Origin of the sequence: Streptomyces sp. NBC_00510 (genome assembly GCA_036013505.1) — a bacterium.
Lineage (GTDB): Bacteria > Actinomycetota > Actinomycetes > Streptomycetales > Streptomycetaceae > Actinacidiphila.
Window position 1 is genome coordinate 3,513,650 of the sequence record CP107851.1, and the last position, 14,619, is coordinate 3,528,268.

Sequence of the window (14,619 nt, forward strand, 5' to 3'; positions counted from 1 at the left end):
CGCCGGGGCGTCCCTTGCACATTCCCAAACGGAGTCGTTTCCCCTGACCGGCCGAAAGGCCGGGTCAGGCGAGAACCGGCTCCGCGTGAGGTACGTCGACGAGCTCGTGCGAGGCAGCGGCCAGCGCATCGTTCTCGGCCTGGATCCGTACGAGCTCGGTTTCCAGGTCCTGGACACGCTGCTGCAGCCTTCGCATCTCGGCGAGGAGTCGAGGGTCGGGGCCGCCGACGTAACCGAGAAGCGCCTTTGCCATGATGGATGGTCCTCCACGCTGAGTGACCGACCGGGGAGCGGTGTGGGTCGTGAGTGAGGGGTTATAGGCACCCGCGCCGTGTGCGCCGAAGCTGCCCTTTGCCATGCCTACAGCTGCGGTGCGCGGGGCTTCCAGCGTCTCACCAAATAGTTAGACGGTCAACACGATCACAGCCCGGTCGTCGGGTGCGCCTAAGAAAACACGGCGCGAGAGGGCGCCGCGGGCGTCCCGCGTGGCGTGGAGGACGGGGCCGTCGACCGCTCCCCGAAGATCACCGCGTCCTCGATGTCGGCAGCCTCGCACGCGGTGCGCGAAATGGCAACCTCCTTGTCGCTCTTGCCACGTGAGATTGCCGTTGATCTGTCACCTCACCCCTCACCTGCGAGGACGGGGCGGTGTGCGGGTCGGTGGATCAGCGGATCGCGAAGCCGTCGTAACCGCCGCGCGGCTCGCCCCAGATTTCGGTGACGCCGTCGACGCGTCCGGGCGTGTCGCCGGTCCGCAGCCAGTCGAGCAGACCGTCGCAGCGCGACCGCTCGCCTTCGGCCACGATCTGCACGCGGCCGTCCGAGAGATTGCTCACATACCCGTCGAGTCCGCCGATCTCCAGTGCGTTCACCCGCGTCCACCAGCGGAAACCCACTTGGTGCACACGGCCTCGCACCCAGGCGGTGAGTCGGACAGCGTCGTTCATGAAAGCACGCTAACCCGTCAGTTGCCCAGGGTTCACACCTGCCCCGCCTGTCTTTCGGTACAGTCGCGCCGCAACAGGACTCACCCGTTCGGGTGAACACCGTCGACATAAAGGACTGCACCGGATGGGCCGCCACAGCCGTAAAGCCTTTGAGCCGGCGCCGTTCTCGGAGGAGGCGCCGCGCCACCGCGGGCAGAGCAGCAGGGCCCGGCGGCGCAAGCAGAACCCGGTGCGCACCGGGCTGCTGGCCTCGTCCGCCGCGCTGGCCGTGGGTGCGATCGGCGTCTCCAGCGGGCTGCTGCCCTCGCCGGACGGCTCCGGCGGGTTCTCGTACCACGACGACGCTCCCGGCCAGGTCCAGGCCGCCGGGCTGCCGAACACCGCGAGCCCCCAGGACGTCGGCGCCATCCCCGCCGACCGGGACACCTCCGCACCCGCCAGCCGCGGCAACGCCCGTACGACCGCGCCCCCCGCGGCCCCCTCGGCACCGGCGACCACCGCGACGCCGACCCCCTCCGCCTCCACCTCCGCCCCGGACGACGGCGCTGCGACCCCCACCGCTCCGCAGCCCTCCGCGTCCTCCGCGCCGGCCACCGTCCCCTCCCCGCCCGCGGCCACCCTCGTGCCGGGCGGCGGCGACAAGGCGCAGGACGGCGACCAGAGCGTCGCCGAGGTCTCCGTCCTCGCCCTGGTGAACACCGTCCGGGCCACCGCCGGCTGCCAGCCGCTGCGCGACGACAAGAAGCTCTCCGAGCTCGCCTCCGACTTCAGCGCCGACATGGCCGCCCGGGCCTTCTTCGACCACACCGACCCCGACGGCGACGACCCCTGGGACCGCGCCGCGCAGGCCGGCGTCAAGGACCTCGGCGGCGAGAACATCGCCCGCGGCCAGGCCACGGCCCAGGAGGTCATGGACGCCTGGATGAACAGCGAGGGGCACCGCGCCAACATCCTCAACTGCGACTACAAGACGATCGGTGTCGGCGCCGTCTTCGGCGACGGCGGCCCCTGGTGGACGCAGGACTTCGGCTACTGAGCCGGCCACCGTCCGTCGGCGCTCCGTTGAGCGCCGACGGACGGTGGCACGTACAGGTGGGCGTGGTCGAGAAGGACACGCCGCCGGAGGGCGGCCCGGCAGCCTCCCGGAGCAGGCAAAACCCGCGATTCACGCGCGGTGCGCGTCCTGCCCGGCCGCAAGCGGGGGCCGGGGGGCGGGAAGGACCGAGCAGCGCTCCTCCCGTCCTAAGGAGCGGTGAGTGCCCCCTCGATCGAGGAGCCGTGGCGCTCCAGCCAGGCCTCGCGGCGTTTGATCTGGTCGCCGACCCCCTCGTGCCACATGCGGGCCCAGCCGCCGCCCTCGGTCTCGGCCATCCCCTTCATGGAGAACCACGCGCGGCGGGTGCGGAGCACGGCGACCTCCAGCAGGCGGCCGCGGTCCCTGCCGGACATGCCGTACGCGTCGGCGAGGAGGCGGCAGCGCCGGGGGACGTCCACGTCGCGCAGGCGGGGGTCGGCGTCGGCGGGGTCGCCGATGGGGGCCCAGTAGAGCATCGCGTTGTGGATCTCCTCGACCCTGGGGACCGGCCTGGCCAGGTCGAAGTCGATGAGCGCCGCGGCCCGGCCGGCCCGGAAGACGATGTTGTCGGGCGTGAAGTCCATGTGCCCGATCACCTCGGCGGGATGCGCGGGCGCGGGAGGCGTGTCCGGGTGCGGGGCGGGACCGGCAGGGGCCTGGACGCCGTCGGGTGGGGTGAAGCCGGCGACCGCGTCGTCGTAGGCACGGACCAGGCGGCCGACCGAGACGAGGCGGTCCTCGTCCGCGATCCAGGCGGGCCGCGGCCGTCCGGCGACCTCCCCCGCCACGTAGGTCAGCACCTCCCGGCCGGCGGCGTCGATGCCGAGGAGGCGCGGCGCACCGGGGAAACCGACGTCCTCCAGGTGACGGAGCAGGGCGTGCACCAGGGGGCTGTGGGCGCCGGTCGGACGGCGGACCGTGTCGCCGACGCGGACGACGCCCTCGGTCACGTCACCGCCGATCAGGGAGATCTCCGGCTGCGGCTCGGCGGTCTCGGCGTACGTGGCGGCGGGGGCGGGCGGAGCGGGCGGGCCGTCGGGAAGCATTCGCCCATTGTGCGCCGTACGGGCCCCACCACGCCGGGGGTTCGGGGCCGGAACTCACCGAGGGAAAGCGCAACCCCGCGGGTGGCGCTGTGGACGAGTACGCTCACGCCCATGGAGACGTCCGCGCGTGCCGGCGACGCCACCGGCGGCAGCGGTGGTGCCGGGGCGGCGACCCGGGAGTTCGACGTGTTCGCCCGCTCGTGCCCGTCGCGCCCCACGCTGGAGCACGTGACCGGCCGCTGGGGCTCGCTGACGCTGGGCGCGCTGGTCGACGGGGCACTGCGGTTCAACGAGCTGCGCCGCCGCGTCGACGGAGTGAGCGAGAAGATGCTCTCCCAGACCCTGCACGCGCTGGAACGGGACGGGCTGGTGCACCGCGAGGCGCGGCCCACCAACCCGCCGCGGGTCGACTACAGCCTCACACCGCTGGGCCGGGACACGGCCGATCGGCTGCTCGCCCTGATCGGGCTCGTGGAGTCGCGGATGCCGGAGGTGCTGGCGGCGCAGCGGCGCTACGACGAGCGGACGGTGACGGCGGACGTGCCGCCCGGCCCGCGCGGCGGTCGCTGACAGCGCGGGCAGAAGTAGCTCGACCGGTTCATCCAGGGACGGCGGCGGATCGGGGTGCCGCAGCGGCGGCAGGGCTCGTCCTCGCGGCCGTAGGCGTCCAGGGAGCGGTCGAAGTAGCCGGACTCCCCGTTGACGTTGACGTACAGGCTGTCGAAGCTCGTGCCGCCGGCGGCGAGGGCGTCGGTCATGACCTCGCGGACGTGGGTGAGCAGTTCGGTGGTGACCGGCCGGGTCAGGGTCGCGGTCGGCCGCTCGTAGTGCAGCCTGGTGCGCCACAGCGCCTCGTCCGCGTAGATGTTGCCGACCCCGCTGATCAGCGACTGGTCGAGCAGCGCCCGCTTGATCGTGGTGCGGCGGCGGCGCAGCGCGGTGTGGAAGGCCGCGTCGTCGAAGCGGGGGTCGAGCGGGTCGCGGGCGATGTGCGACAGGGGTACCGGCAGCCGCTCGGGGTCGCCGGGCACGCACTCGTGCAGCGACAGGCCGCCGAAGGTGCGCTGGTCGACGAAGCGCAGCTCCGTGCCGAGGTCGTCCTCGAAGCGGATCCGGATCCGCAGGTGGGTCTCGGCGGGCGCGTCCTCCGGCTGGACGAGCAGCTGGCCGCTCATGCCGAGGTGCCCGAGGAGCGCGAGCGGGGAGTCCTGGAGCGGCAGCCACAGGTACTTGCCGCGGCGCAGGGCGGGACCGAAGGTCTGCGCCTCCAGCCGGTCGGCGAAGTCCGCGCCGCCGGCGAGGTGGCGGCGCACGGCACGGGCGTGCAGCACCTCGGCCCGGGCGACGGTGCGGCCGCTGACCCAGCGGTCCAGACCACGGCGTACGACTTCGACCTCGGGCAGCTCCGGCACGCGGTGCGCTCCTCTCGGAAGACGGTTCCCCGCCCGGGGAACCGGAAGGCCCGCCCGGTCGGCCTCGGGGGCCGGCCGGACGGGCCTGACGGGTTCAGCTCGCGACAGTGCCGTTCGCGTCGCGCTTGGCGCGGATCCCGCGCCAAGCGGCCTCGGCGGCCTGCTGCTCTGCTTCCTTCTTGCTGCGGCCGGTGCCGGTGCCGTACTCGACACCACCGACGCGGGCGGCAGCCGTGAAGGTCTTCTCGTGGTCCGGTCCGGTCTCGGAGACCACGTACTCCGGGACACCGAGGCCCTCGCCCGCGGTGAGTTCCTGGAGGCTGGTCTTCCAGTCCAGTCCCGCCCCGAGGTTGGAGGACTTCTCGATCAGTGGATCGAAGAGCCGGTGCACCAACTCCGACGCGGCGTCCAGGCCCTGGTCCAGGTAGACCGCCCCGATCACCGCCTCGAGGGTGTCCGCGAGGATCGACGCCTTGTCCCGGCCTCCCGTGCCCTCCTCGCCCCGGCCGAGGCGGACGAAGCTGCCCAGGTCGAGGCCACGGCCGACATCGGCCAGGGCTCGGGAGTTGACCACCGCGGCCCGCAGCTTGGCGAGCGTGCCCTCCGGGAGGTCCGGGTGGGTGCGGTAGAGCGTGTCCGTGACCACCAGGCCGAGCACGGAGTCCCCGAGGAACTCCAGACGCTCGTTGGTGGGCAGACCGCCGTTCTCGTACGCGTACGAGCGATGGGTCAGCGCACGCACCAGAAGGGCGGGTTCGAGTGTGTACCCGAGCCGCCCTTCCAGAACCGCGGGGGACGAGGCTGCCTTACCGGCGTCCGTCGACGTTGCGCCGTCTGACGACATGGAGCCCCTCACCCGCCGATCAGACCTCGAGGACCTGACGACGGTTGTAGGTGCCGCAGCTCGGGCACGCGATGTGCTGCTGCTTCGGCTCGTGGCAGCGCTCGCACGCCACCAGGCTCACGGGCGCAGCCTTCCACTGCGAACGGCGGTGGCGCGTGTTGCTGCGCGACATCTTCCGCTTGGGAACAGCCACGGCTACTTCTCCTGGTTCTCGTCGGCGCCGTCCTCGGCACCGCTCAGCTGGATTTCCTGCAGGGCCGCCCAACGGATGTCGGTGACCTCGTGGTGGTGGTCCGGGTCGTCCGCCAGCCGCGCCCCACAATCGGAGCACAGACCGGCACAGTCGTCCTGGCACACCGGCTGCAGCGGCAGTTCGAGAACCACCGCGTCGCGCAGCACGGGCTCGAGGTCGAACAAGTCGCCCTCGAGGAAGAGAGTGTCCTCCTCCTCGGCGTCGTCACCGGCATCGGCGGCACCGTGGTGCCCACCGGTCCGGGTGTCGGCGTCGGGGTAGGAGTACAACTCCTGGAACTCCGTCTCGAGCTCGCGCTCGAGCGGCTCCAGACACCTTACGCACTCCCCCGAGAGCGGTGCGCGGGCGGTGCCCGTGACGAGCACCCCCTCCATCACCGACTCCAGGCGGAGGTCCAGCTCGATCTCCGTGCCCTCGCGGACACCGATGACCTCGATGCCCATGTCCTTGGGGGCCGGCACCGAACGGGAGACCTTCTTCATCGCCCCAGGACGACGACCCAGCTCATGCGTGTCGAACACGAGCGGGTTGCGGTGGTCGAGGCGGGTGTTCAGGGCTCCTGCTTTCTTCGGTTCGGCGCGTGCCCGTCGCCACGACGGCGGGCACGCCAAAGCGCCGGGGATCACACGGCTGAGGGATCAGGATACCGGTCCCCCGGGCTCAGCCCAAACCGCGCTCCTGCTCCAGCTCACGCAGCCGGTTCAGGTCGATCATGCTGGTGTCGAAGAAGCTCGTCTCGTCCAGCGCCGCGCCCTGACCCTGCTCGTGCTGCTGCGGGATGTACTGCTGCTGCTCGTAACCGGTCTGCTGCGGCTGCTGCCAGCCGTAGTTCGGGTCGTAGTACGCCTGCTGCGGCTGGGCGGCGTACGGGTCGGCGTACTGGCCCTGCTGCTGGTACGGGTCCGGCTGCTGGGCCTGCTGCTGGTACGGGTCGTGCTGCTGGTAGCCGTAGTCGGGCTGCTGGACCGCGTTCGGGTCGTACTGGTAGTCGCCGGGGGCCACGGGGGCGGCCAGGCCCGCGAGGTACTCGGCGTCGGACTGCCCGGGGACCTGGCCCTCGGGGTCCGCGTCGTGGGCGCCCAGCTCGTCCATGGGGCGGTGGCCGGTCAGCTTCAGACGGCCCCGTCCGACGGCCTCCAGGGTCTTGCTGAGCACCGCCTCGAAGGCGCCCAGCTTGGCGTCCACGTACTCGTCCGCGCGGCGGCGCAGAGTCTCGGGGTCGGCGCTGCGCTCCGGCGCGTCGTCCTCGTCCGCGTACGGGTAGCCGTTCTCGTCGAGGGCCGGGCCGTGGCCCAGCAGCTTCTCGCGGCCGCGGTCCACCGAGCCGATGGTCTTGGTCAGCACGACCTCGAAGTTGGCGAGCTTGCTGTCGACGTAGTCGTCGGCCTCGGCCCGGATCTCGGTGGCCTCGCGCTGCGCCTCCGTGACGATGCGCTCGGCCTCCTGCTGCGAGCGGCGCGCGATCTCGGTGTCGGAGATCAGCGAACCGCGTTCCGCGTGCGCGGCGCCGATGATCCGGCCGGCCTCGGCCCGGGCCTCCTCGACCATCTGCTCCCGCCCGCCCAGCAGCTGCTGGGCCTGGGAGAGCGAGTCGGGCAGCGCCGACCGTACGTCTTCGAGCATGGCGAGCAACTCGGCACGGTTGACCACGCAGGAGGCCGACATCGGCATGGACCGGGCGGCCTCCACGGCGGCCACGATCTCGTCGAGCTTCTTCTGGACGTCCACGTTCCAGACTCTACTGCTGCGCGAGCTTCTTCTTGAGGGCCTCCAGCACGACGGGGGGCAGCAAGTGCGCGACGTCGCCGCCCCATTGCGCCACCTCCTTGACGAGGCTGGAGGACAGGAAGCTGTAGGTGGGGTTGGTGGGGACGAAAAGGGTCTCCACGCCGGACAGCCCGTTGTTCATCTGAGCCATCTGCAGCTCGTAGTCGAAGTCGCTGACCGCGCGCAGGCCCTTCACGATGGCGGGGATGTCGCGCTGCTTGCAGAAGTCCACCAGCAGGCCGTGGAAGGCCTCCACGCGCACGTTGCCGTACCCGGCGGTGACCTCCTCGATGAGGGCGATGCGCTCCTCGATCGAGAAGAGGCCCTTCTTCGACTTGTTGATCATCACGGCCACATAGACCTCGTCGTACAGGCGCGAGGCTCGGGCGATGATGTCGAGGTGTCCATTGGTGACGGGGTCGAAGGACCCCGGACAGACTGCGCGGCGCAACGGTGACTCCTCGCTCTGAGGGTTCTGCGGGTGGTTCATGACGCGTCGGTGACGTCGGCGGCGCGACCGTACCAAAGCGTCCCTTCGCCGTACCGCCGGGCCCTGATCCCTTCGTACCCCTCGGGCCAGCGGAATTCCCCGCCTCGGGTGCTCCTCTCCACGGTGGCGACGGCGTCCGCGTCGAGCCAGCCCTGCGTACGGAGTGTGAGCAGGATCTCGCGCAGCTCGTCGTCGGTGACGGCGTACGGCGGGTCCAGGAACACCAGGTCGTACGGTTCCGCCGGAGGCGGTCCCGCGACCACCTTCTCGGCCTTTCCGGCCCGCACCTCGGCGCCGGGCAGCCCGAGCACGCGGACGTTCTCCCGGATGACGCGGGCGGCGCGGGGGTCGGACTCGACCAGCAGCACGTGCGCCGCGCCACGTGAGAGCGCCTCCAGGCCGACGGCGCCCGATCCCCCGTACAGGTCGATGACCCGTGCCCCGTGCAGAACGCCGCGCAGCGACTCCCAGGTGGAGAACAGCCCCTCCTTCGCCCGGTCCGAGGTGGGTCGGGTTCCGTTGCCCGGCGGCACCGCCAGGCGACGGCCACCGGCGGCTCCGGCGATCACGCGGGTCATCTGCGGCTCATTCGTCTCGTGGGCGGGGGAACGGCGCCGGCGCGGCGCCGCTCCCCCACGATACGTAGGTCAGTCCCGGCCCTGCTCTTCCACGGCCCCGACGAGCGCCGGCGAAGCGTAGCGCGACCAGGACAGGCAGCCGTCGGGCGGGCAGAACTCGGGGCGGCGCGGGTCGTGACCGAGCTCACGCAGCTTCGTCCGGACGGAGTCGGGCGTGCGGCCGAAGCGCGCGGCCACGCGGGCGATGGACTCGCCGTCGTGGAACCGGCGGACCAGTTCCTCCTCGTGCTGCGGCACCCAGGGCGCGCCGTGCCCCGGGAACAGCTCGCGCAGCACGTCGCGGTCGGGTATGGGCTCGGCCACGTCGGCCACGAGGGCGAGGGCGCGCAGGGCGCGGTTGAGGGCGATGCGCAGGGACGGGACGTCGGTCAGCGGCAGCGTGAGCGTGCCGGAGGCGAGGAGGGTGTCCGGGTCGTCCTCGGACCAGCCGGCCAGGGTCAGGGTGACGGTGGTGTCGTCGTCGCTGGAGAGCTCGATCCGGAAGACCTTCTCACCGAGCGGCAGTTCGTTGAGATGACGGAACGACATGAAATCAGCCCCCTAAGGTCCAACTACGCCTATTCCCGAGCGGATCGGCGCGGACTGTGTCCATTCTCCCAGGGGGCACTGACAATGACGGTCCGTCAGCCCTTGTCGAGGTACTGCTCGCGGTCCGCGTCGACCAGGCTCTCCAGCGCGCTGCGCAGGTCCGGCTGACCCTCCAGTCCGGGGTCCGCGGCGACCAGCATGGTGGCCTCCTCCCGGGCCGCCGCGATCACGTCCTCGTCGTCGATCACCGTCAGCATGCGCAGCGACGAACGCGTCCCGGACTGGGCCTGTCCCAGGACGTCGCCCTCACGCCGCTGTTCCAGGTCGATGCGGGACAGCTCGAAGCCGTCCAGCGTCCCGGCCACGGCGTCCAGCCGGGCGCGGGCCGAGGTCGCCTCCGGCATCTCGGACACCAGCAGGCACAGACCGGCCGCCGCACCACGGCCGACCCGGCCGCGCAACTGGTGCAGCTGCGAGACGCCGAAGCGGTCCGCGTCCATGATCACCATGGCGGTGGCGTTCGGCACGTTGACGCCGACCTCGATCACCGTGGTCGCCACCAGCACGTCGACCTCGCCGGCGGCGAAGCGGCGCATCACGTCGTCCTTCGCCTCCGCCTGCATCCGCCCGTGCAGCACCTCCACGCGCAGCCCCGCCAGCGGACCCTTGACCAACTGCTCGGCGATCTCCAGCACCGCCAGCGGCGGCCGCCGCTCCGCCTCGTCCTCCGCGGACTTCTTCTTCGGGTCCGGCTCCTCGTCGCCGATCCGCGGGCACACCACGTACGCCTGGTGCCCGTTCTCGACCTCCTCGCGCACCCGCTCCCAGGCGCGCGACAGGAAGTGCGGCTTGTCCTTCGCCGGCACGACGTGCGTGGCGATCGGCGAACGGCCGGCCGGCAACTGGTCCAGCACGGAGGTCTCCAGGTCGCCGAAGACCGTCATCGCGACGGTGCGCGGGATCGGCGTCGCCGTCATCACCAGCAGGTGCGGCGGCTGCTTGGCCTTGCCCCGCAGCGCGTCGCGCTGCTCGACACCGAAGCGGTGCTGCTCGTCGACCACGACCAGCCCCAGGTCGTGGAACCCCACCTTGTCCTCGATCAGCGCGTGCGTGCCCACGACGATCCCGGCCTCGCCGGTCACCAGGTCCAGCAGAGCCTGGCGGCGGGCGGCGGCCCCCATGGAACCCGTCAGCAGCACGACCTTCGTGCCCAGGTCCGAGCCGCCGAGCATGCCGCCCTCGGCGAGGTCGCCCATCATCTCCGTGATCGACCGGTGGTGCTGCTGCGCCAGCACCTCCGTCGGCGCCAGCATCGCGGCCTGGCCGCCCGTGTCGACCACGCCGAGCATGGCGCGCAGCGCCACCATCGTCTTGCCGGAACCCACCTCGCCCTGGAGCAGCCGGTGCATCGGGTGGTCCGTCGCCAGGTCCGCGAAGATCTCGGCCGACACCTGCTCCTGGCCCTCGGTGAGCGTGAACGGCAGCCGCGCGTCGAAGGCCTTCAGCAGTCCGTCCTCCGCCGGCACGCGCGGCACGGCGGGCAGCGCGTCGTCGGCCGCCCGGCGCCGCGCGAGAGCCACCTGCAGCACGAACGCCTCGTCCCACTTCAGGCGCTCCTTGGCGATCATGATGTCGGCCTTGGACCGCGGGCGGTGGATCTTCTCCAGCGCCTCCGGCAGCGCCACGAGCCCTCGCGACTCCCGCAGCGCGGCGGGCAGCGGCTCGCCCGTGCCGGACCACTGCGTGGCACCGAGGGAGGTCAGCACGGTGTCCACGGTCTTGGCGATCGTCCAGGAGTTGACCTGCTTGCACGCCGGGTAGATCGGGATCAGCCGGCCGGCGAAGGCGTCCACGGCCTCCTTGCCGTCCTCGGCGTCCAGCAACTGGTACTCGGGGTGCGCCAACTGCAGGGCCCGGTTGAACACGGACACCTTGCCGGCGAACATGCCGCGGCGGCCCGGGAGGAGGTCGTGCTCCGGCTTGAACACCCCCCGGCCGAAGAAGACCAGGGTCAACGAGCCGCTGCCGTCCGTGACGACCACCTCGAGGCGCGACTTACCCGGGCCGTAGGTCTTCTTCGTCGCCTTGGCGACGCGCGCGACGACGGTGACGTGTTCGTCCAGCGGGAGGTCGGACAGGCGCGTCAGCTCGCCGCGTTCCGCGTAGCGGCGGGGGTAGTGGTGCAGCAGGTCGCCGACGGTGCGCAGGTCGAGGTGGTCGGCGAACACCTTTGCGGTGCGGCCGCCGACGGATTTTGCGAGCGGTTCGTCAAGGGCAGCAGACATCGCGTCCATCTTTGCGCACGGGGCCGACAATGTTTGTGTTGCGGCCCGGGGTGCTGCGGCTGCGCCGGGCTGCCCGGGTCGTTGCGTGCGGCTCCGTTGCGCCTGCGGCGGGCATCCCCCGCCCGCCCGCCCGATTGCCCGGCGCGGTCAGTGACCGCCTCGCTGCGTACGTTGTGGGTCGGTGCCGCGCCGGGGTACACCCCCAGCCTTCGGCCGGGGCGACCCCCACCTCGGCCGGGCAATGCGGCGGGCGGCGAGGAAACCCCCAACAGCAACCACAACGGCGCCGCACGCGGCGACACGGGGTCGGCTACTCGACGCCGATGAGGAGGGGGCACGTTTCCTGGCCGCCGTCGTAGACGACCGCGTCGACCGCGAGGTGACTGTCACGGACGTGCGCCTCGAGCCGGTCCGCCAGGTCCGCGGGCGCGTCGGACCCGATGACGAGCGTGACCATCTCCCCGCCCGCGGCGAGCATGCGGTCCAGGACGATGATCCCGGTCTCGACGAGGTTGCCGCCGATCACCGCGACGTCCCCGTCGATGAGGCCGAGGACGTCCCCGGCCTGGCAGACGCCGGCCATGGTCCAGGACTGGGCCTCCGCGACGGCGAGCTCGGCGTAGCGCGTGGCGCCGGCGGCGGAGGTCATGGCGACGACGTCCTCGTCGAAGCGCCGGGTGGGCTCGTGGACGGCGAGGGCGGCGATGCCCTGCACCGCGGACCGGGTGGGGATGAGCGCCACGCGGACGCCCTCCGTGCGCGCCTGTTCGGCCGCGGCGCCCACCGCGTGCCGCAGTTCGACGTCGTTGGGCAGCAGGACGACCTCGCGGGCGTGCGCACGGCGGATGGCCTCCGCGATGTCGCCGCTCGCGGGCGGCTCCCCGGGCCGGACGGCGACCACGGTGGCCCCGGCCTGGGCGCACAGCTCGGCGAGGCCGTCGCCCCGCACCACGGCGACGACGGCCCGGAGCGTGCGCTCGCCCCGCCCTCCGGTGCCCCCGCGGCGGCCCTGTTCGAGCGCGCGGGCCTGGTCGCCGAAGTGCGTCACCTTGATGCGGTACGGCCGTCCCGCCTCGATCCCGGCCTCGATGGCGGCGCCCACGTCGTCGACGTGGACGTGGACGTTCCACAGCCCGTCCCCGCCGACGACGACGAGGGAGTCGCCGAGCCGGTCCAGCCGGGTGCGCAGCGCGGGGACGGCGCGGTCGGGTGCCTCCAGGAGGTAGATGACCTCGAAGTCCGGACCGCCGGGCACCGCGTGCGGGTCCGCGCCGTCCCCGCCGCCGGTCGCGCAGCCGTAGGGCACGACCTGGGACGCGCCCCTGGGCAACGGCACCCGCACAGCGTCGTCGAGCGGGCCCATCGGGGCCTGTCCCGAGACCGCGTCCGCCAGGGCGCCCAGGACGGCGACGAGGCCGCGGCCACCGGCGTCGACGACACCGGCGTCGCCGAGGACGGCCAGTTGCCGCGGAGTTGCCGCCAGCGCGAGGCGCGCCGCCTCGTACGCGGCCCGGGAGACCTCGTGGACGTCGCCGGTCACGGCGGCGGCCGCCTCCGCCGCCGCCGTGGCGACGGTGAGCATCGTGCCCTCGACCGGATGCGCGACGGCCTGGTACGCGGACTCCGCGGCCCGGCGCAGGGCCGGCCGCAGGTCGCCGGCGTCCTCGGCGAGGACCTCGGCCATGCCGCGCAGCAGTTGGGCGAGGATCGTGCCGGAGTTGCCGCGTGCTCCTATGAGCGCGCCGTGCGCCATGGAGCGCAGGCACGAGGTGAGGTCCGGGATGCCGCCCGAGGCGGCGTGGCCCTCGAAGACGGCGTCCACGGACTGGGCGGCGGACTCCACGGTCAGGAACAGGTTCGTGCCGGTGTCCCCGTCGGCGACGGGGTAGACGTTGATCGCGTCGATCTCCTCGCGTGCCCGCCCGAGCGCCTGGAGGGACAGCCGGCACCATGCGCGCACCGCGGGAGGGTCGAGCGTCGGCGGCACGTGTTCCTCCTGCGGGGGCGGCCGGGGACCTGGGGTGGGGAGGTGTCCGCACGCAGCGTACTGAGCGCCGGGGCCCTCCGGGCGACCGCCCGTACCGCTGACCATGGTAATTTCGAGGGACAGGAGCGGACGTAGTATGCTGCTCCGGTTGCCTGGGGCTGTCCCGGGCCGTCCCTCGGCATCACTGGTCTTCCTTCAATCATTTTGACGGACGCCGGATGCCGTCGGGATTTATCCGTTAGTGCATCTGAAGTCTTTGGAGTGACCCGTGGCTGCCAACTGCGACGTCTGCGGCAAGGGGCCGGGCTTCGGCAACAACATCTCGCACTCGCACCGCCGTACTCGCCGTCGTTGGAACCCCAACATCCAGACGGTGCGTGCTGTGGTCGGTCGGACGCCGAAGCGCCTCAACGTCTGCACCTCGTGCATCAAGGCCGGCAAGGTCGCGCGCTGACGCATAGGACGTCGTAGCGCAGCCTTGCGGCTACCGGAGCCGGTCCACCCTCGTGGTGGACCGGCTTTCTGCTGTGCCCTCCCGCCGGTTCACCTCAGCGCTGCCGCCAGGCGTGGTCCACGGGGCCGATGCCGCCGCCCAGGGGGAAGCCCGCCGCGATGGCGCCGGTGACGTACTCCTTGGCGGCGTGGGCCGCCTCGGGGACGTCCAGACCTCGCGCCAGGAACGAGGCGACGGCGGACGCCAAGGTGCAGCCGGTGCCGTGGGTGTGCCGGTTGTCGTGGCGCGTGGCGCGCAGCCAGTGCTCGCGGCTGCCGTCGGTGAGCAGGTCGACGGCGGCGCCGCTGAGGTGGCCGCCCTTGATCAGGACCCAGCGGGGGCCGCACTTGAGGACGGCCGCCGCGGCCTCGCGCATGGCGGGCTCGCCGTCCACGACGACTCCTGTGATCTGGCGCACCTCGTCCAGGTTGGGGGTGGCGACGGTGGCGAGCGGCAGCAGGCGGGTCCGTACGACGTCGACGGCGTCGGCGGCGAGCAGCGGGTCGCCGTGCTTGGAGACGCCGACGGGGTCGACGACCACGGGGACGTCGAGCGGGGCGAGGAGTTCGGCGACGGCGGTGACGAGTTCCGCCGAGGAGAGCATCCCGGTCTTGACCGCCTGGACGCCGATGTCGTCCACGACGCTGCGGAACTGGGCCCGTACGGCGTCCACCGGCAGGTCCCAGGCGCCCTGGACACCCAGTGAGTTCTGGGCCGTGACGGCCGTGACCACGCTCATCCCGTGGACGCCGAGGGCGAGCATGGTCTTCAGGTCGGCCTGGATGCCCGCGCCGCCGCCGGAGTCGGAGCCGGCGACGGTGAGCACACGCGGTGGGATCGTCATACGGCGAATC

The 14,619-nt window shown here is 72.3% G+C and carries 17 protein-coding genes; 3 read left to right on the forward strand and 14 right to left on the reverse strand.

Annotated features, from left to right (window positions below):
• Window positions 1-64: 64 nt before the first annotated feature.
• Both OG937_15365 and OG937_15370 read right to left on the reverse strand, forming a co-directional pair.
• The gene (locus OG937_15365; protein ID WUD72975.1) at window positions 65-253 is read right to left on the reverse strand and encodes a hypothetical protein; all 189 of its coding nucleotides are present in this window, start codon (window positions 251-253) and stop codon (window positions 65-67) included.
• 412 nt (window positions 254-665) lie between these two features.
• Entirely contained in the window at window positions 666-947 is a 282-nt protein-coding gene (locus OG937_15370) for an acylphosphatase (GenBank protein WUD72976.1), read from the reverse strand.
• 124 nt (window positions 948-1,071) lie between these two features.
• On the opposite strand from OG937_15370, the gene OG937_15375 reads away from it, so the two are divergent.
• A complete protein-coding gene (locus OG937_15375; GenBank protein WUD72977.1) occupies window positions 1,072-1,983 on the forward strand; it encodes a CAP domain-containing protein in 912 nt (303 codons plus the stop codon).
• A 206-nt stretch (window positions 1,984-2,189) separates the two neighbouring features.
• Here the strand turns inward: OG937_15375 and OG937_15380 are convergent, their stop codons facing one another.
• Window positions 2,190-3,068 carry an aminoglycoside phosphotransferase family protein gene (locus OG937_15380; GenBank protein WUD72978.1) on the reverse strand — a complete coding sequence of 293 codons (879 nt, stop codon included), beginning with the start codon at window positions 3,066-3,068 and terminating at the stop codon, window positions 2,190-2,192.
• Window positions 3,069-3,179: 111 nt separating this feature from the next.
• Between OG937_15380 and OG937_15385 the strand changes: the two genes are divergently transcribed.
• A complete protein-coding gene (locus tag OG937_15385; protein WUD72979.1) occupies window positions 3,180-3,638 on the forward strand; it encodes a helix-turn-helix transcriptional regulator in 459 nt (152 codons plus the stop codon).
• On the opposite strand, the gene mutM is transcribed toward OG937_15385, so the two are convergent.
• The 10 genes from mutM to OG937_15435 all read right to left on the reverse strand — a co-directional run bounded on the left by mutM (window position 3,581) and on the right by OG937_15435 (window position 13,272).
• Complete coding sequence (gene mutM, locus OG937_15390; GenBank protein ID WUD72980.1) at window positions 3,581-4,480, reverse strand: bifunctional DNA-formamidopyrimidine glycosylase/DNA-(apurinic or apyrimidinic site) lyase; 900 nt, start codon at window positions 4,478-4,480, stop codon at window positions 3,581-3,583. The two genes, OG937_15385 and mutM, sit on opposite strands and share 58 nt — an antisense overlap.
• Window positions 4,481-4,574: 94 nt before the next feature.
• The gene (gene rnc, locus OG937_15395; GenBank protein WUD72981.1) at window positions 4,575-5,324 is read right to left on the reverse strand and encodes a ribonuclease III; all 750 of its coding nucleotides are present in this window, start codon (window positions 5,322-5,324) and stop codon (window positions 4,575-4,577) included.
• A gap of 19 nt (window positions 5,325-5,343) precedes the next feature.
• Entirely contained in the window at window positions 5,344-5,517 is a 174-nt protein-coding gene (gene rpmF / locus OG937_15400; GenBank protein WUD72982.1) for a 50S ribosomal protein L32, read from the reverse strand.
• A 2-nt stretch (window positions 5,518-5,519) separates the two neighbouring features.
• Entirely contained in the window at window positions 5,520-6,059 is a 540-nt protein-coding gene (locus OG937_15405; GenBank protein ID WUD72983.1) for a DUF177 domain-containing protein, read from the reverse strand.
• A 178-nt stretch (window positions 6,060-6,237) separates the two neighbouring features.
• Window positions 6,238-7,305, reverse strand: coding sequence for a cell division initiation protein (locus tag OG937_15410; GenBank protein ID WUD72984.1), 1,068 nt, complete (start codon window positions 7,303-7,305; stop codon window positions 6,238-6,240).
• 10 nt (window positions 7,306-7,315) lie between these two features.
• Window positions 7,316-7,795 (reverse strand): pantetheine-phosphate adenylyltransferase, encoded by a 480-nt coding sequence (gene coaD / locus OG937_15415; protein WUD72985.1) that lies wholly within the window; start codon window positions 7,793-7,795, stop codon window positions 7,316-7,318.
• Between the two features lie 35 nt (window positions 7,796-7,830).
• On the reverse strand, window positions 7,831-8,412 hold the full coding sequence (gene rsmD, locus OG937_15420) for a 16S rRNA (guanine(966)-N(2))-methyltransferase RsmD (GenBank protein ID WUD72986.1): 582 nt from the start codon (window positions 8,410-8,412) through the stop codon (window positions 7,831-7,833).
• Between the two features lie 69 nt (window positions 8,413-8,481).
• Window positions 8,482-9,000, reverse strand: coding sequence for a hypothetical protein (locus OG937_15425; protein WUD72987.1), 519 nt, complete (start codon window positions 8,998-9,000; stop codon window positions 8,482-8,484).
• A 95-nt stretch (window positions 9,001-9,095) separates the two neighbouring features.
• A complete protein-coding gene (gene recG / locus OG937_15430) occupies window positions 9,096-11,294 on the reverse strand; it encodes an ATP-dependent DNA helicase RecG (GenBank protein ID WUD72988.1) in 2,199 nt (732 codons plus the stop codon).
• A 301-nt stretch (window positions 11,295-11,595) separates the two neighbouring features.
• The gene (locus OG937_15435) at window positions 11,596-13,272 is read right to left on the reverse strand and encodes a DAK2 domain-containing protein (protein WUD72989.1); all 1,677 of its coding nucleotides are present in this window, start codon (window positions 13,270-13,272) and stop codon (window positions 11,596-11,598) included.
• Window positions 13,273-13,540: 268 nt separating this feature from the next.
• On the opposite strand from OG937_15435, the gene rpmB reads away from it, so the two are divergent.
• The gene (rpmB, locus tag OG937_15440) at window positions 13,541-13,726 is read left to right on the forward strand and encodes a 50S ribosomal protein L28 (protein WUD72990.1); all 186 of its coding nucleotides are present in this window, start codon (window positions 13,541-13,543) and stop codon (window positions 13,724-13,726) included.
• A 94-nt stretch (window positions 13,727-13,820) separates the two neighbouring features.
• Here rpmB and thiD read toward each other — a convergent pair whose 3' ends face one another.
• Complete coding sequence (gene thiD, locus OG937_15445; GenBank protein WUD72991.1) at window positions 13,821-14,609, reverse strand: bifunctional hydroxymethylpyrimidine kinase/phosphomethylpyrimidine kinase; 789 nt, start codon at window positions 14,607-14,609, stop codon at window positions 13,821-13,823.
• Window positions 14,610-14,619: the final 10 nt, after the last annotated feature.